Raw genomic sequence first — 16,756 nt, 5'->3', positions numbered from 1 at the left:
TTCCCGTGCCGGGCGCCGTCAGCGTTCGCGGCGGCCGAATTGACTGCTCAGGGCCAGCCCGGCGGAGCAGCTCAACTCGCCGGGGGCGAGTTGGGTGTGCGACGGCCGCCAGGTCTGCGCGCCCGTCGCGTCGACGCGGGCCAGCAGGCAGTCGTACCGGCTCGCGCGCAACGCGACACCGACCGTGCCTCCCCGGACGGCGATCTCCTGCCGGACGGCCGGGTCGAGCTTCAGGCCGGCCACGGCGGCGCGCACCGCCGCCTCGTCTCCGCCGGCCTTGCCGAGCGCCCGGCGGAGACGGTCGTCGACGCCGTCCAGCGACGGGTCCTGCGGGACGGGCACCGGATTGCCGGCCGGGCAGTCGATGTCGTCGTCGCGGTCGTCCCGCTCGGGACCCAGACGCAGGCGGAAGCAGACCGTCTCGGTGCCCTCGACCGTCTTGCCCCGCCCGTTGACCCCCGCGCCGTGCCCGGTCACCCGCAGCACCAGCGTCACCCCGGTCTGCCAGTGCGTCTCGCCGCGCACCTGCAGCACGGTGACCGCCGGTTCCTGCCCGGCGGCGTGCACGAACTCCGCGGCCGTGTAGAGGTGGTCGCGGGCGAACCTCGCCTCGACCCGGTCGACGACGTCGGTGGCGTCGGCGACGGCGTTGTCATGCCAGGCCGGCTCGACCGGGCGCTGCGCCCACCAGAGCCCGCCGGCCAGCAGGAGCGGGGCGAACGCCACCGGGGCGAGGACGGCGATCAACGTGCGTGGTCGCATGGCGGGCAGTATTGCGCACCGCCGCCGGCACCGTGGCCCCGTGGCGACGTCGCCCCTGGTGAGGGGCGCGGCTCGTGCCGTACGGTGCTCGCCGTGACCGCGCACGATCATGTCCCGCCCGGCCCCGTCGCCGTGCTCGCCAACCCGACCGCCGGCCGGGGACGGCACCGGGGCCTGCTGCCCCGGATCCTGGAGCGCCTCGGTGGCTCCGGCCGCCCGGTGGAGCTGCTGACCGCCCGTACCCCGGTGGAGGCGGAGGCGGCGTGCCACGCCGCGGTGGCCGGCGGCGCCGGGGCGCTGGTGGCGGTGGGCGGCGACGGCACGGTGCACCGCGCGGTGCAGGCGGTCGCCGGCACGGCCGTGCCGTTCGGGCCGGTCCCGGCGGGCACCGGCAACGACTTCGCGGTGGAGACCGGCTTCCCGGCCGACCCGCTCGCGGCGGTCGAGACGATCGCCGCCGCGCTGGCCGCCGGCCGGTCCCGCCCGGTCGACCTGGCCCGGCTGTCCCGCCCCGGCGGCGACGACCGCTGGTACGGCGCGGTGCTCGCGGCCGGCTTCGACGCGATCGTCAACGAGCGGGCCAACCGGATGCGCTGGCCGCGCGGGCCCCGCCGCTACGACCTGGCGATCCTGGTGGAGCTGGCCCGGCTGCGCCCGCGCCGCTACCGGCTCACCCTCGACGGGGTGCCGCAGGAGGTGGACGCGGTGCTGGTCGCGGTCGGCAACGCGGCCAGCTACGGCGGCGGGATGCGGATCTGCCCGGACGCCGACCCGACCGACGGGCTGCTGGACGTGGTGGTGGGCGGGCGCTTCGACCGGCGCACCCTGATGCGGGTGAAGCCGCGGATCTACCAGGGCACCCACGTGACGCACCCGCTGGTGCGCGCGTACCGGGCGCGGACCGTGGAGCTGGCCGCCGAGGGCATCACCACCTACGTCGACGGGGAACGGTCGTTCGACCTGCCGGTGACGGTCAGCGCCGTGCCGTCGGCGCTGCGGCTGCTCCGCTGACCGCCGGCGCCGGGGTGACCGGTGGCGGTGGCGGGGGCGTGGCGGCCCGGACCGCGCCGGCGCTCGCCGCGACCACCAGCCCGATGGCGACCACCTCGACCGGGTGCAGCGCCTGACCGAGCACCAGCCACCCGGCCAGCGCAGCGATCGCCGGCCCGAGGCTCATCAGCACCGCGAACGTCGCCGTGGGCAGCCGCCGCAACGCCGCCAGCTCCAGGCTGTACGGCAGCACGGAGGCGAGCAGCGCCAGCCCGGCGCCGAGCCCCAGCACCGCCGGGTGGAACAGCCGGCCGCCCGCGTCGGCCAGCCCGATCGGCAGGGTGACCAGCGCGGCCACCGCGAGGGCCAGGGCCAGCCCGTCGGCCCGGGGGAACCGCGCGCCGACCCGGGCCGAGCAGACGATGTACGCGGCCCACATCGTGCCCGCCAGCAGCGCCAGCGCAACGCCGAGCGGGTCCAGCCGGTCGAAGCCGCCCTGCCCGAGCAGGGCCACCCCGGCCAGCGCCAGCCCGGCCCAGCACCAGGCGGCGAGCCGGCGCGTGCCGACCACCGACAGCGCCAGGGGGCCGAGCACCTCCAGCGTGACGGCCGGACCGAGCGGGATCCGCCCGATCGCCTGGTAGAAGATCGAGTTCATGCCGGCCAACGCCAGGCCGAACGCGATCACCGCCGCCCAGTCGCCGCGCCCGTGCCCGCGGAGCCGGGGCCGGCACACCACCAGCATCAGCAGCGCGCCGAGGGTCAGCCGCAGCGTGACCGCACCGGCCACCCCGGTACGGGGGAACAGCAGCGCGGCCACCGCGGAGCCGAACTGCACGGACAGCGCCCCGCCGAGCACCAGCGCGACTCCGCCGAGCCGGCCCGGCGCGCGCGACGGTACGGGGCGGTCGGCGGTCACGCCCCTGACCCTAACCGGGGCGCCCGGTCAGCCGACCCCGGCCAGGTCGAGCACCGCGCCCAACCCGTTCGGCCGGCCGGCGTCGGCGCACGGCAGCACCAGCACACCGCACCCGGCCGCCACCGCGCCCGCGTCGGCCGGCGTGTCACCCACCATCAGCGTGTGTTCCGGGTCGACGCCGAGCATCCCGCAGGCGCGCAGGAAGATGCCCGGGTCGGGCTTGCAGCGCCCCACCTCGTACGACAGCGCGTACGCGTCGACCAGGGCGTCGAGGTCCCAGGCGGCGAAGAGCGGGCGCAGGTCGAAGCCGATGTTGCTGACCACCGCCACCTTCACCCCGGCGGCCCGCAGCGCGCCGAGCACCGGCCCGGTGTCCGGGTAGGGCACCCAGCCCTCGGGCACGAGCACCCGCTCGTAGAGCGCGTCGGCGAACCCGTCGATGCCGGTGTCGACGGTCTCGGCCAGCCCGGTGTAGGCGCCCCGGTGGGCGTGCGGGTAGAGGTCGCGGTCGGCCCACAGCTCGGCCAGCCGGGGCGGCACCCGGGCCGGCAACGGCCCGCCCGCGCGGCCGGCGGTGAGCAGGCGGTCGGCCAGCGAGGTGGCCCGGATCCGGTCCAGCTCGACCCCGCAGGCGGTCGCGGCGGCCCGTACCCAGGCCAGCGGCTCCTCCACCTGGGCGAGGGTGCCGTGGAAGTCGAAGAGCACCGCCTCCACGGGCCGGCGGGACGGGCTCGGGCGGACGGCGTCGTCGGCGCCGCTCGAGGCGTGGGGCAGTTCGGTACGGTCCGGCACGTCGTGCACCCTACCGACCCGCCCCGACCGTCCTGCCGGACGGCCTTGACCGGTGGTCGTCGGCGGCACCGATTAATCTTGGGTTCATGTCGAGCCCCGCCGAGCGGTACGCCGCGGCGCGCCGCCGGGCCGCGCAGGCCTCCGCCTTCCCGGCCCTGGACGAATTCGCCCGTGACCTCGGGTTCGATCTCGACGACTTCCAGCGTGAGGCGTGCGAGGCCCTGGAACGGGGCAGCGGGGTGCTGGTCTGCGCGCCGACCGGCGCGGGCAAGACCGTGGTCGGGGAGTTCGCGGTGCACCTGGCGCTGCGCGGCGCGCCCGGCGCGCCGGCGGGCGGCGACGCGCCGGCCACCCGGCGCAAGTGCTTCTACACCACCCCGATCAAGGCCCTGTCCAACCAGAAGTACCACGACCTGGTCGACCGCTACGGCGCCGAGCACGTCGGCCTGCTCACCGGTGACAACGCGATCAACGGCGACGCGCCCGTGGTGGTGATGACCACCGAGGTGCTGCGCAACATGCTCTACGCCGGCTCGGCCACGCTCGACGGCCTGGCCTACGTGGTGATGGACGAGGTCCACTACCTCGCCGACCGGTTCCGCGGCGGGGTCTGGGAAGAGGTGATCATCCACCTGCCGGAGTCGGTCACGCTGGTCTCGCTGTCGGCGACCGTCTCCAACGCCGAGGAGTTCGCCGACTGGCTGGTCACCGTGCGCGGCGAGACCGCCGTGGTGGTCTCCGAGCACCGCCCGGTGCCGCTGTGGCAGCACATGCTCGTCGGCAAGCGGATGTTCGACCTGTTCCACGACGCGGACGCGGCCCGCAAGCACGACGTCCACCCCGAGCTGCTGCGCTACACCCGCGACACGATGCGCCGGCTGGAGCTGGGCGAGGGCCGCAGCGCCGGCCCGGGCGGCGGCCGGCGTGGCCCGCGCTGGCGCGGCCCGATGCGCCCGGACATCGTCGACCGGCTCGACCGGGAGGGGCTGCTGCCGGCGATCCTGTTCATCTTCAGCCGGGCCGGCTGCGACGCCGCCGTGCAGCAGTGCCTCGCCGCCGGGCTGCGGCTGACCTCGCCGGAGGAGCGCGCGGAGATCCGCCGGGTGGTGGAGTCGCGGGTCACCGCCATCCCCGGCGAGGACCTGTCCGTGCTGGGCTACTGGGAGTGGCTCGACGGGTTGGAGCGCGGCCTGGCCGCCCACCACGCCGGCATGCTCCCGGCGTTCAAGGAGGTCGTCGAGGAGCTGTTCGTCCGCGGCCTGGTCAAGGCGGTCTTCGCCACCGAGACCCTCGCGCTGGGCATCAACATGCCGGCCCGGTGCGTGGTGCTGGAGCGGCTGGTCAAGTTCAACGGCGAGGCCCACGTCGACCTCACCCCGGGCGAATACACCCAGCTCACCGGCCGGGCCGGTCGGCGGGGCATCGACGTCGAGGGGCACGCGGTGGTGGTCTGGTCGCCGGAGACCGACCCCCGGCACGTGGCCGGGCTCGCGTCCACCCGCACCTACCCGCTGCGCTCCAGCTTCCGGCCGTCCTACAACATGGCCGTCAACCTGGTCGGCAGCGTCGGCGCGGCGCCGGCCCGCGAGCTGCTGGAGTCCTCGTTCGCGCAGTTCCAGGCGGACCGGTCGGTGGTCGGCCTGGCGCGGCAGGTGCAGCGCAACACCGAGACGATCGAGGCGTACGGCGCGGACGCCGCCTGCCACCAGGGTGACTTCGACGAATACTTCGCGCTGCGGGTGGCGATCGCCGACCGGGAGCGGGCCATCGCCCGGCAGGGGCAGACCCAGCGCAAGGCGGCGGCCGTGGCCTCGCTGGAGCGGCTGCGGGTCGGTGACGTGATCCGGGTGCCGTCCGGGCGCCGGGCCGGGCTGGCCGTGGTGCTCGACCCGGCCACCGGCGGCTTCGGTGAGCCCCGCCCGCTGGTGCTCACCCAGGACCGGTGGGCCGGGCGGGTCAGCCCCGGCGACTTCACCACCCCGGCCGAGGTGCTGACCCGCATCCGGGTGCCGAAGCACTTCAACCACCGCTCCCCGGCCGCCCGGCGCGACCTGGCCGCGGCGGTCAGCGGCACCGGGCTGGACCGGCACGCCGGCCGGCGTGGCGGGCGATCCCGCCAGGCGGTGGGGGAGGACCACCAGCTCGGCCAGCTCCGGGTCGAGCTGCGCACCCACCCCTGCCACGCCTGCCCGGACCGGGAGGAACACGCCCGCTGGGCGGAGCGCCGCCGCCGGCTGGAGCGCGACACCGACGAGCTGCGCCAGCGGGTGTCCGGGCGGACCGGCTCGCTGGCCCGCACGTTCGACCGGATCGTCGCGCTGCTCACCGCGCGCGGCTACCTCGCCGCCGACGGCGAGGTCACCGACGCCGGCCGGATGCTGGCGCGGATCTGGACCGAGGCGGACCTGCTGGTCGCCGAGTGCCTGCGACGCCGGGTGTGGGACGGGCTCTCCCCGGCCGAGTTGGCCGCCGCCGTGTCGGTGGTGGTCTTCGAGGCCCGGCGGGACGTCGACGAGCGGGCCTCGCTGCCGCGCAACGCGGTCGCCGACGCGGTCGACGAGACGCTCAAGCTGTGGAGCGACATCGAGGCGGACGAGGCGGCGCGTGGGCTGACCGTCACCCGGGAGCCGGATCTGGGCTTCGCCTGGCCGATCTACCGCTGGGCGCGCGGGGAGGCGCTGGCCAAGGTGCTCGCCAGCGGGCACCAGGTCGACGGCGAGATGCCGGCCGGCGACTTCGTCCGGTGGGCGCGGCAGGTGGTCGACCTGCTCGGCCAGCTGGCCGACTCGGGTGGCGCCTCGACGGAGCTGCGGGCCACCGCGCGGCAGGCCATCGCGGCCGTCAACCGGGGTGTCCTGGCCTACCACGCCTCGGCCTGACAATCACTTTCGGTCACCGTCGGCGGGAAATCGACGCATCGTTCCGTCACTGTGACACCACCCCCCGAACATTCGGGGGGTCGGTGTCATGCCTGGTCAACGCCTGTCCGATCATGTCCGAGGCGCGCTGGTTACGCGTCGGTAGCAGATCGGGGGGAAGGTCGCCGTGGGCGAGATCAATCACTTTGAGTACGGGTGGATCACGCCCGCGCTCAGCTACGCGCTGTCCGTGCTCGGCTCGGCGCTCGGCCTGGTCTGCGCCGGCCGGATCCGGACCGCCACCGGCGCCGGCCAGCGGGCGTGGTGGGGCCTGCTCGCGGCCTGGGCCCTGGGCGGCACGGCCATCTGGGCGATGCACTTCATGGCGATGCTCGGCTTCGCCGTCGGCGGTACCCGGATCCGCTACGACGTGCCGCTGACCGCCGCCAGCACGGCCATCGCGGTGGCCGCCGTCGGCATCGGCCTGGCCATCGTGGGCACCGGCCGGCTCACCGGTCTGCGGCTGCTCGCCGGCGGGTTCTTCACCGGCGCCGGCGTGGCCGCCATGCACTACACCGGGATGGCCGCCATGCGGCTGGACGGCTCGCTCGCCTACGACCCGCTGCGGGTGGCGCTGTCCGTCGTCATCGCGCTGGTGGCCGCCACCGTGGCGCTGTGGCTGGCGATGACCGTCCGGCGGGCGCTCGCCATCATCGCCTCCGCGCTGGTCATGGGCATCGCGGTCAACGGCATGCACTTCACCGGCATGAGCGCGCTGTCGGTGCACCTGCACGAGGGGCGCGGCGCGGCCACCGGCACCGAGGTGAGCGGCCTGCTGGTGCCGATCGTGCTCGCCGTGGTCTTCGGGGTGGTCGGGCTGGTCTACGCGCTGCTCGCGGCGCCCTCCGACGACGACCGGGCCGGCGCCGCGTACGTGGCCGCGCGGCTCGACGGCGCGCCGTCGGCGGCCCCGGCCGAACCGGCGCCGGACCCGGTGGGCCTGCGCGGCCGCTCCACCTTGGCCCAGCCCGGCGCCCCGTTCCCGTCGCGCCGGAGCACCGACCGCCGTTCGTGATCAACTGATCACGACCGGTCACACTTCCCGGGCCTTATCCTGGGCCATGATCGACACCAGGTCGGGGAGGTGGCGGGGTCTGGTGGCCGCGGATGCCGCCACTCCGCCGAGGTGGAGGCGATCAGCCTGCGGCGCGGCTCGGCCGGTCAGGTGCGAGGGGCGGCAAGGGCGTCGACCAGCCGGCGGCAGGAGCCGGCCAGGTTCCACCGCTGCGCCAGGTCGAGCAGCCGGTCCGGATCCGCCGGGGACGTCGGCAGCGCCGGGCTCAGCTCGGGCAGCGGCACGTCGGTGGCGACCCGCACCACCGTGGGCGCCACGGCCAGGTAGTCGCGGGCGGCGTCGAGCTTGCCGCGCAGCCCGGGCGCGAAGCCGGACCCGGGGTCGTCCAGCGCGGCCAGGATGCCGTCGAGCCCGCCGTAGCGGTCGATCAGCCGGGCGGCGGTCTTCTCGCCCACGCCGGGCACCCCGGGCAGGCCGTCGCTCGGGTCGCCGCGCAGGGCGGCGAAGTCGGCGTACCGGTCGGCGGGCACGCCGTAGCGCCCCCGGACAGCCGCGTCGTCGCAGTCGTCGAGCTTGGCCACGCCTCGGCCGACGTAGAGCAGGCGCACCTGCCGGTCGTCGTCGACGAGCTGGAACAGGTCGCGGTCGCCGGAGACCACCTCGGCCGGGCCGGGCTGGGTCACCGACAGCGTGCCGAGCACGTCGTCGGCCTCGTAGCCGTCGGCGCCCACGGCGGGGATGCCGAGCGCGTCCAGGACCTCCAGGATCATCGGGACCTGCGGGGAGAGCGTGTCCGGCACGACCTCGCCGCCCTCGGGCGCGACCCGGTGCGCCTTGTACGACGGCAGCAGCTCCACCCGCCACGCCGGCCGCCAGTCGTGGTCGAGCGCGCAGACCATCCGGTCGGGCCGCCGGGTGCGCACCAGCTGGGCGAGCATGTCGAGGAAGCCGCGCACGGCGTTGACCGGCTGGCCGTCGTCCGTCTTCGCCGCCGACTCGGGGATGCCGAAGTAGGCGCGGAAGTAGAGGCTGGGGGAGTCGATCAGGAGGATCGGGGGTCGGTGTGCCACGCCGACCAGCGTGGCACAGCCCTCCGACGAGATGGGGGAGGCCGGCACGGCGCCGGGAAACCCGGGGGCGCGGGCGGTCCGGGGTGCGCAGACTGACGGGGTGAGCTTCGTACCCGGTCTGACCCTGGCCCGCCGGTTCCACGACGAGGTGGTGGCCCCGCTGCTGGCCCGGCGGCTGCCCGGCCTGCGCTACTCCGCCGGGCTGCTCGACGGCGGTTCCGAGCTGCTCGGCCTCGACACGGCGCGCTCCACCGACCACGACTGGGGTCCGCGTACCCAGATCTTCGTCGCCGTCGCGCCGGACGCGGCGACGGTGCGGGCGGTGCTCGACGCGGAGCTGCCGGCGCGGTTCCTCGGCTGGCCGACCCGGTTCGCCGGCGGGCCGACGGTCCGGATCGGCACGGTCCGGGCCGACGGCGACCGGCACGGTGTGAGCGTCGACGAGCTGGGCGCGTGGCTGCGCGACCGGCTGGGCGTCGACCCGCGCGCCGGTCTGACGGCGGCGGACTGGCTGGCGACGCCCACCCAGCGGCTGGCGGAGCTGACCGGCGGGGCGGTGTTCCACGACGGGTTGGACGGCGCGCTCACCGCCGTCCGGGCGCGGCTGGCCTGGTATCCGGACGACGTCTGGCGGCACGTCCTGGCGGCGTGCTGGCAGCGGGTGGCGCAGGCCGAGCACCTGGCCGGCCGCTGCGCCGAGGTCGGTGACGACCTGGGCAGCCGGGTGGTGGCCGCCGGGCTGGCCCGGGACCTGATGCGACTGGGCCTGCTGACGCACCGCCGCTGGCCCCCGTACGCGAAGTGGCTCGGCACGGTCTTCGCCGCGCTGCCGGCGGCGCCGCCGGTGGTGGACGCGCTGACCACCGCGCTCGGGCCGGGCGACTGGCCGGCCCGACAGTCCGGGCTGCTCCGCGCGCTGGAGACGGTGGCCGGCTGGACCAACGGCACCGGCCTCACCGCGCCCGTGGAGCCGACCGCACGGCCGTTCCACGACCGGCCCTTCCTGGTGCTCGACGCCGGGCGGTTCACCGAGGCGCTGCGCGCCGCGATCACCGACCCGCACCTGCGCGACCGGCCGCCGCTGGGCGCGGTGGACCAGTACCTCGACAACGTCGACGTGCTCACCCGCCCGGGCCGGGCCCGCCGGGTGGCCGCGGCGGTGCTGCCGGACCGGCCGCCGGTTGTCGACTCCGGGCCGGGGGCCTAGACTCCGACTCGGTCGCATCGATCCGCGACCGTCTATCTCGTCTCCGAGGGTCCGGGCCGCCCTTCGCAGGCGCCTCGTCGGCGACCACGCCGCGACGCGCCACCGCGCGGTGTCCCCACCACCGAGGAGAACCCATGCTGTCCATAAGGAGCAGACTCCGACTGCTCGGCGCGGCCCTGGCCGCGGCCGGACTCGCCGCCGTGGCGGCGCTGGCCGCCCCGAGCCCGGCCGCAGCCGCGTCGCTGACCGAGGTGACGAACTTCGGCGCCAACCCGAGCAACCTGCGGATGTACCTGTACGTCCCGAACACCGTCGCGGCCCGGCCGGGGCTGCTCGTGGTCAACCACTACTGCACCGGCAGCGGACCGGCCATGTACTCCGGCACCCAGTTCGCGGCGCTCGCCGACCGGTACGGCTACGTCGTCGTCTACCCGTCGGTCACCCGCAGCAGCAAGTGCTTCGACGTCTCCTCGCCGCAGGCGCTGCGCCGCGACGGCGGGAGCGACCCGGTGGGCATCAAGTCCATGGTGGACTACGTGCGGCAGCGGTACCCGGTCGATCCGGAGCGGATCTTCACCACCGGCACCTCGTCCGGGGCGATGATGACCAACGTGCTGCTCGGCGTCTACCCGGACGTGTTCCGCGCCGGCGCGGCCTTCGCCGGGGTGCCGTTCGGCTGCTTCGCCACCACCAACGGCTCCGAGTGGAACAGCGAGTGCGCCAACGGGCAGGTCCTGAAGACCCCGCAGCAGTGGGGCGACCTGGTGCGCAACGCCTATCCCGGGTACTCCGGCCCGCGCCCGCGGATGCAGCTCTGGCACGGCACCAACGACGAGACGCTCCGCTACCCGAACTTCGGCGAGGAGATCGACCAGTGGACCAACGTCAACGGGCTGAGCCAGACGCCCGCGTACACGGACAGTCCGCAGCCGGGCTGGACGCGCACCCGCTACGGCGGCACCGGCGGCACCGCGACCGTCGAGGCGATCAGCATGCAGGGCGTCTCGCACAACCTGCCGGTCGACGCGGCCCAGGCGGTCCGCTTCTTCGGCCTGGACAGCACCACGCCGCCGACGACCACGCCGCCGACCAGCGCCCCGCCCACCACGCCGCCGCCGACCACGCCGCCGCCGACCACGGCCCCGCCGACGACGCCGCCGCCGTCGGGCGCGTGCCGGGTCGGGTACGTGGTGAACGCCTGGAACACCGGGCTGACCGCGTCCGTGACGATCACGAACACCGCCACCTCGCCGGTCAACGGCTGGAGTCTCGCCTTCACCCTGCCGGGCGGGCAGACGATCACCGGTGGCTGGAACGCCACGTACGCGCCGACCAGCGGGACGGTGACCGCCCGCAACGTCTCCTACAACGGCGCCGTCGCGCCGGGCGGCTCGGTGACCATCGGTTTCCAGGCCACCCACACCGGCAACACCGGTAGTCCGGCCGCATTCACGCTCAACGGCAGCCCCTGCGCCGTGGCCTGAACCCGCTGACCCGGGGCCACCGGCCGGGGTGGCGGCGTCGCGCCGCAGCGATGCCGCCACCCCGGCGCACCAGATCCGATCATGGCCCGAGGCTTTGTTCCGGACTTTTCACAAGGCGCGAAAAAAGGAGTCGACAGGGCGTCCGGGAATTGACATGCGCCACTGCGCGCGGGGATGGTCCACCGCACGGACGGGCACCGGTCATCCGGCCGGAACCCGTCCGCCGCACCGGAACCGCCGCCCCCGCCCCCGCACTCCACCCGTCCCGGAGATGCCCATGTCACCCGTACGACTCCTGCTGTCCCCACCCCGTCGGTCCGCCCGGCGGACCCTCGCCGCGCTGACCGCCCTGCTCGCCGCCGTGGCGCTGGTCGGCCCGCCCGGTCCGGCCCGCGCCGCCGACCCGCTGCTGTCGCAGGGGCGGCCCACCACCGCCTCCTCGACCGAGAACGCCGGCACCCCGGCGTCCAACGCCACCGACGGCAACTCCGGCACCCGCTGGTCCAGCGCGTTCGCCGATCCCCAGTGGATCCAGGTCGACCTCGGCGCGACCGCCACCGTCTCCCGGGTCAGCCTGGCCTGGGAGGGTGCCTACGCGCGGGCGTACCAGGTGCAGACCTCCACCGACGGCGCCACCTGGACCACCGTGTTCAGCACGACCACCGGTGACGGTGGCACCGACGACCTGACCGTCAGCGGCACCGGCCGCTACGTGCGGGTGTACGGCACCGCCCGCGCCACCGGCTACGGCTACTCGCTCTGGGAGTTCCAGGTCTACGGCAGCACCGGCGGCGGCAGCGGCTGCGACACCGCGACGAACGCGGCCCAGGGCCGGCCCGCCACCGCCTCCTCGACCGAGAACGCCGGCACCCCCGCCGGTGCGGCGGTCGACGGCAACCCGGGCACCCGCTGGGCCAGCGCCGCCGCCGACCCGCAGTGGCTCCAGGTCGACCTGGGCAGCGTCCGTACCGTCTGCCGGGTGGTGCTGAGCTGGGAGGCGGCCTACGGGCGCGCGTACCAGATCCAGACCTCGACCGACGGGGCCACCTGGACCTCCGTCTACAGCACCACCAGCGGCGACGGCGGCACCGACGCCCTGACGGTCAACGGCTCCGGTCGCTACATCCGCGTCCACGGGACCGCCCGGGCCACCGGCTGGGGCTACTCACTGTGGGAGTTCACCGTGCACACCACCGGCGGCGGCACCGTGCCGGGCGGCGGGTCGCTCGGACCCAACGTCATCACGTTCGACCCGTCGATGTCGGCCGCCAGCATCCAGGCCCAACTCGACTCCGTCTTCCGCACCCAGGAGTCCAACCAGTTCGGCACCCAGCGGTACGCGCTGATGTTCAAGCCGGGCGACTACTCCGGGATCAACGCGCAGATCGGCTTCTACACCTCGATCATGGGGCTCGGCCGGAACCCCGGCGACGTGCGGATCCACGGTGACATCACGGTGGACGCCGGTTGGTTCAGCGGCAACGCCACCCAGAACTTCTGGCGCTCGGCGTCGAACATGCAGGTCTTCCCGTCGGCCGGGTTCACCCGCTGGGCGGTGTCGCAGGCCGCGCCGTTCCGTCGGATGGACATCCAGGGCGACCTGAACCTGGCCCCGAACGGCTACGGCTGGGCCAGCGGCGGCTACATCGCGGACAGCCGGGTGACCGGCGTGGTGCAGCCGTACTCGCAGCAGCAGTGGTACACCCGGGACAGCAACGTGGGCGGCTACCTCAACGCGGTGTGGAACGTGACCAACTCCGGGGTGGTCGGCGCGCCCGCGACCAGCTTCCCGAACCCGCCGTACACCACGCTGGCGCAGACCCCGGTCAGCCGCGACGTGCCCTACCTCTACCTCGACGGGAGCGGCACCTACCAGGTCTTCGTGCCCTCCACCCGGACCAACGCCAGCGGGGCGTCCTGGCTCGGTGGCGCCACCCCGGGCACGTCGATCCCGCTGAGCCAGTTCTACGTGGCCAAGCCCGGCGACTCGGCGGCCACCATCAACGCCGCCCTGACCCAGGGCCTGAACCTGCTCTTCACCCCCGGCGTCTACGCCGTCGACCAGACCATCGCGGTCAACCGGGCCGGCACCGTGGTGCTCGGCATCGGCTACCCGACGCTGGTGCCGCAGAACGGCGTGGTGCCGATGACGGTCGCCGACGTCGACGGCGTCCGCCTCGCCGGGCTGCTCTTCGACGCCGGCGCGGTGAACTCGCCGGTGCTGCTCCAGGTCGGCCCGGCCGGGTCGACCGCCAGCCACGCCACCAACCCCACCTCGATCCAGGACGTCTTCTTCCGCATCGGCGGCGCCCACGCCGGCAAGGCCACCACCAGCCTGGTGGTCAACCAGGACGACGCGCTGATCGACCACATTTGGGCCTGGCGGGGCGACCACGGCACCGGCATCGGCTGGACCGTCAACACCGCCGACACCGGCCTGATCGTCAACGGCGACAACGTCACCGCGCTCGGGCTCTTCGTCGAGCACTACCAGAAGTACGAGGTGATCTGGAACGGCGACAACGGGCGGACGATCTTCTTCCAGAACGAGTTGCCGTACGACCCGCCGAACGCGGCCTCCTGGATGAACGGCTCCCGGGTGGGCTACGCCGCGTTCAAGGTCGCCGACGCGGTCACCACGTTCGAGGGATGGGGCATGGGCAGCTACTGCTACTTCAACGTCGACCCCACCATCGCGGCCTACCACTCCTTCGAGGCCCCCACCCGGTCGGGCGTCCGGTTCCACGACCTGTTCACCGTCTCGCTGGGCGGGAACGGGTCGATCACCCACGTCATCAACGACACCGGCGGCACCGCACAGGGCACGAACACCGTGCCGGTGAACGTGGTCAGCTACCCCTGACCGGAGCCCGGGGGCGGCCGGCCGCACGTGCCGGCCGCCTCCGGGGCATGACCGCCACCCCGGCGGGTACCCGCGCCGCAGGAGACACCGCGGGAACGGGAGGGGCGCAGATGAAGGTCCGGAGCTCGCTGCGCGCGTTGAAGCGCAAGGCCAACTCGATAGTGGTCCGCCGCCGCGGCAAGCTGTTCGTGATCAACAAGGCCGACCGGCGGCAGAAGGCCCGGCAGGGCTGAGCCCCGGTGGTCAGGGGGTTCGAGTCACCGGTGTGGGACGCGCGGGCGTGACGCCCTCCACCGGAGGGTGCGGCTGCGGCGGCGTGGGGGAGAGCAGGCGGGCGGCGGCGAAGCCGACCAGCGGCCGGTAGATCCGCACCGAGTCGGCGAGCGCGGAGAAGTGCGAGCCCGAGTTGCCGGCGTGGTACCGGGTGGCGATGTCGACCTGCTCGATCGGCAGCCCGTCCCGCACGGCGTGCAGCAGCACGTTCATCTCGTACTCGAAGCGGTCGCCGGGGACGGTGCCGAGCCAGCCGAGCATTCCCGCCGGATAGGCGCGCAGCCCGGTCTGGGTGTCCCGCACGTCCCGGCCGGTGGCCAGCCGGAACGCCGCCCGGGTGGTCGCGTTGCCGAACCGGCTGCGGGCCGGGACCTCGCCGTCGAACCGGCGTACGCCGAGGGTCGCCGCCCCGGTGGCGCGCATCCGGTCGGTCACCCGGACCACGTCGTCCACCCGGTGCTGACCGTCGGCGTCCACACACACCACGTCGTGCCCGGGACGGTCGGTCAGGGCGTACCGGAAGCCGGTGCGCAGCACCACGCCCTTGCCCCGGTTGACCCGGCGCCGCAGCACCGTCGCGCCCCGGGCGCGGGCCTCGGCGAGCACCGCGGCGGCGGTCGGGCCGCTGCCGTCGTCGACGACCAGCACGGAGGCCCCGGGCAGCGCCGCGACCAGGTCGGCGACGAGCGGCGGCAGACGGTCACCCGGTCGGTACACCGGCACGAGCGCGATCACGGAACCTCCCGGGGACTCGCCCGTCGGCACGTCCGCCGGGTCGATCGACGAGCGTTCTACCCCGGCCGTCGGCCGACGAATCCCCGCCCGCCGAGCAGCCGGACCGCCCGGGTCAGTCCGCGCTCGCGGCGCAGCAGCGCCTCCGGGGTACGCAGGCCGAGATAGCCGAGCCGGCACGCGACCCGGGCGGCCCGCTCCCGTCGCGCCGGCACCGGATCCGGCCCGGTCACCGGCACGTCCCGCAGCGCCGGGCCGGACAGCCCGAGCGCACGCCCGGCGAGCAGCCGGACGCGGGGCAGGTGCCAGGGATGGGTGACCAACCCGAGTGGACGGTCCACGCCGAACTCGGCCGGATCGAGCAGCCCGTCCTGCACGGCGTGCGCCAGGTTCTGCAACGTGGTCCGGGACCGGGTCTCCACGGCCGACCGGACGTACGCGTCGAGACCGGCGTCGCGGGCGAGCGCGCGCATCAGCTCGCCCTCCCGGAAGCCGTCCGGCGGGCCCGGCGCGCCGGCCGGCCCGTGCGGCCAGCCGCCGGTGAACACCACCCGCGCGGCGGGGTCGCGGCGGAACGCGGCGGCGTGCGCGCGGACGTACGCCACGGCGGCGTCGGTGCGCGCGGCGCTCTCGGCGGTGAGCCGGTAGCCGTCGTCGTCGGCCACCACCCCGCGACCGAAGACCAGCAGCACGGTGGCGGTCGGCGTCATCCCCCCACGGTACGTGCGGCTCAGTCCTCCTCCGCCGGCCAGGGGGCAGCGCCGACCCCGGTGACCCGGACGCCGCCCCACGGGTCCACCTCGGTCAGCCGGGCCCGGGTGACCCGGTCGCCGACGCGGACCTCCACGTCCCGCCGGCCGGAGCGCAGCAGCCGCACCAGGCGCGGCTCCGGGTCGGTGCGCCCGGCCCAGTGGTAGCGGCCGTCGACGGGTTCCCACCGGCCGCCGGCGTGCAGCCGGACCGGGGTGCCGGCGATCTCGGCGCGGCCCTGCCAGCTCACCTGTCGATCCGCTCGTGCGCGCGGGTCAGCTCCGGCGGCAGGTCCGCCCCGCGTCGGACCCCCTCGATGCCGCTCCACAGCAGGGTGGTCAGGTAGTCGGTGAGCGCGGCCCGGCGGATCGGCTGGCCGTGCGTGGTCCACCAGTCGCCGACCGCCTGGACGAACCCGACCAGCCCGTACGCCCACGGTTCGGCCGGGCCGGCGTCGAGGCCGAGCGCGCGCAGCCGGTCGCCGATCACCCGGGCCAGCCCGGTGGCGACCTGCCGGCTGGTGCCGCTGACCACCTGCTGGAGGCCGGGGAGGCCGGACTCGTGCACCAGGAACCGGTAGAGCGTCGGTTCGGACTCGATGACGCTCAGGTACGCGTCGATGGTCGCCTCGACCAGGGCCCGCTCCTCGCGTACCTGCTCCACCGCGGGCGCGATGGCGTCCACGACCCGCGCCGCGACCACCTCGCCGACCGCCAGCCAGAGCTGCGCCTTGTCGGCGAAGTAGCGGTAGAGCACCGGTTTGCTGACTCCGGCGGTGGCCGCCACCTGGTCCATGTCGACGCCGGGGCCGTGCCGCAGCAACGCCTGCACGGCGGCGGCGACCAGTTCCTGGCGTCGCTGCTCGCGGTGGTCGGCCCAGCGGTCGCGCCGGCCGCCGGACCGGGGCGGGGGCGGCGCCGGCGGGGCGCCGGAGCCATTGACATCGGTGGAGGTGCGTCGCATGCTACCACTCGTAACAGT

The 16,756-nt window shown here is 75.1% G+C and carries 15 protein-coding genes; 7 read left to right on the top strand and 8 right to left on the bottom strand.

All coding sequences use genetic code 11. The features are described from left to right. Nucleotides 1–18: 18 nt before the first annotated feature. Complete coding sequence (locus tag CO540_RS05620) at nucleotides 19–762, bottom strand: hypothetical protein (protein WP_099161205.1); 744 nt, start codon at nucleotides 760–762, stop codon at nucleotides 19–21. Nucleotides 763–846: 84 nt separating this feature from the next. Here CO540_RS05620 and CO540_RS05615 point away from each other — a divergent pair, with 84 nt between their 5' ends. Beyond that, nucleotides 847–1,773 carry a diacylglycerol kinase family protein gene (locus CO540_RS05615; RefSeq protein ID WP_099161204.1) on the top strand — a complete coding sequence of 309 codons (927 nt, stop codon included), beginning with the start codon at nucleotides 847–849 and terminating at the stop codon, nucleotides 1,771–1,773. On the opposite strand, the gene CO540_RS05610 is transcribed toward CO540_RS05615, so the two are convergent. Together CO540_RS05610 and CO540_RS05605 are read right to left on the bottom strand one after the other, a co-directional pair. After that, entirely contained in the window at nucleotides 1,736–2,671 is a 936-nt protein-coding gene (locus CO540_RS05610) for a DMT family transporter (protein ID WP_099161203.1), read from the bottom strand. The two genes, CO540_RS05615 and CO540_RS05610, sit on opposite strands and share 38 nt — an antisense overlap. A 27-nt stretch (nucleotides 2,672–2,698) precedes the next feature. Next, nucleotides 2,699–3,463: an HAD family hydrolase gene (locus CO540_RS05605; protein WP_099164605.1), complete on the bottom strand. Its 765-nt coding sequence runs from the start codon at nucleotides 3,461–3,463 to the stop codon at nucleotides 2,699–2,701. 86 nt (nucleotides 3,464–3,549) lie between these two features. On the opposite strand from CO540_RS05605, the gene CO540_RS05600 reads away from it, so the two are divergent. Together CO540_RS05600 and CO540_RS05595 are read left to right on the top strand one after the other, a co-directional pair. Next, nucleotides 3,550–6,342, top strand: coding sequence for an RNA helicase (locus CO540_RS05600; protein ID WP_099161202.1), 2,793 nt, complete (start codon nucleotides 3,550–3,552; stop codon nucleotides 6,340–6,342). Between the two features lie 166 nt (nucleotides 6,343–6,508). After that, nucleotides 6,509–7,396: an MHYT domain-containing protein gene (locus CO540_RS05595; RefSeq protein WP_099161201.1), complete on the top strand. Its 888-nt coding sequence runs from the start codon at nucleotides 6,509–6,511 to the stop codon at nucleotides 7,394–7,396. Nucleotides 7,397–7,542: 146 nt separating this feature from the next. On the opposite strand, the gene CO540_RS05590 is transcribed toward CO540_RS05595, so the two are convergent. Further along, nucleotides 7,543–8,466, bottom strand: coding sequence for a 5'-3' exonuclease (locus CO540_RS05590; RefSeq protein WP_099164604.1), 924 nt, complete (start codon nucleotides 8,464–8,466; stop codon nucleotides 7,543–7,545). Between the two features lie 100 nt (nucleotides 8,467–8,566). On the opposite strand from CO540_RS05590, the gene CO540_RS05585 reads away from it, so the two are divergent. The 4 genes from CO540_RS05585 to CO540_RS05570 all read left to right on the top strand — a co-directional run bounded on the left by CO540_RS05585 (nucleotide 8,567) and on the right by CO540_RS05570 (nucleotide 14,253). Then, the gene (locus CO540_RS05585; RefSeq protein ID WP_099164603.1) at nucleotides 8,567–9,673 is read left to right on the top strand and encodes a DUF4037 domain-containing protein; all 1,107 of its coding nucleotides are present in this window, start codon (nucleotides 8,567–8,569) and stop codon (nucleotides 9,671–9,673) included. Between the two features lie 134 nt (nucleotides 9,674–9,807). After that, nucleotides 9,808–11,157 (top strand): PHB depolymerase family esterase, encoded by a 1,350-nt coding sequence (locus tag CO540_RS05580; RefSeq protein ID WP_099161200.1) that lies wholly within the window; start codon nucleotides 9,808–9,810, stop codon nucleotides 11,155–11,157. 277 nt (nucleotides 11,158–11,434) lie between these two features. Continuing rightward, nucleotides 11,435–14,020, top strand: a complete 2,586-nt coding sequence (locus tag CO540_RS05575; protein ID WP_253866484.1) for a discoidin domain-containing protein — start codon at nucleotides 11,435–11,437, stop codon at nucleotides 14,018–14,020. Nucleotides 14,021–14,130: 110 nt separating this feature from the next. Further along, entirely contained in the window at nucleotides 14,131–14,253 is a 123-nt protein-coding gene (locus CO540_RS05570) for a 50S ribosomal protein L36 (RefSeq protein ID WP_091575115.1), read from the top strand. Between the two features lie 10 nt (nucleotides 14,254–14,263). Here the strand turns inward: CO540_RS05570 and CO540_RS05565 are convergent, their stop codons facing one another. The 4 genes from CO540_RS05565 to CO540_RS05550 are packed head-to-tail and all read right to left on the bottom strand — an operon-like array spanning nucleotide 14,264 to nucleotide 16,738. Next, complete coding sequence (locus tag CO540_RS05565; RefSeq protein WP_099161198.1) at nucleotides 14,264–15,028, bottom strand: glycosyltransferase family 2 protein; 765 nt, start codon at nucleotides 15,026–15,028, stop codon at nucleotides 14,264–14,266. Nucleotides 15,029–15,084: 56 nt separating this feature from the next. Further along, on the bottom strand, nucleotides 15,085–15,735 hold the full coding sequence (locus CO540_RS05560) for a YdcF family protein (protein WP_099161197.1): 651 nt from the start codon (nucleotides 15,733–15,735) through the stop codon (nucleotides 15,085–15,087). A 20-nt stretch (nucleotides 15,736–15,755) separates the two neighbouring features. Next, the gene (locus CO540_RS05555; RefSeq protein WP_099161196.1) at nucleotides 15,756–16,025 is read right to left on the bottom strand and encodes a DUF4873 domain-containing protein; all 270 of its coding nucleotides are present in this window, start codon (nucleotides 16,023–16,025) and stop codon (nucleotides 15,756–15,758) included. After that, nucleotides 16,022–16,738 (bottom strand): TetR family transcriptional regulator, encoded by a 717-nt coding sequence (locus tag CO540_RS05550; protein WP_091575099.1) that lies wholly within the window; start codon nucleotides 16,736–16,738, stop codon nucleotides 16,022–16,024. The genes CO540_RS05555 and CO540_RS05550 overlap by 4 nt, the downstream gene beginning before the upstream one ends. Nucleotides 16,739–16,756 lie beyond the last annotated feature (18 nt).

This window comes from Micromonospora sp. WMMA2032, from assembly GCF_002688545.1.
In the GTDB taxonomy this organism is placed as follows: Bacteria; Actinomycetota; Actinomycetes; order Mycobacteriales; family Micromonosporaceae; genus Micromonospora; species Micromonospora sediminicola.
The sequence above is the reverse complement of the archived record's forward strand: the minus strand, read 5'-3'. Positions and strand labels throughout refer to the sequence as shown.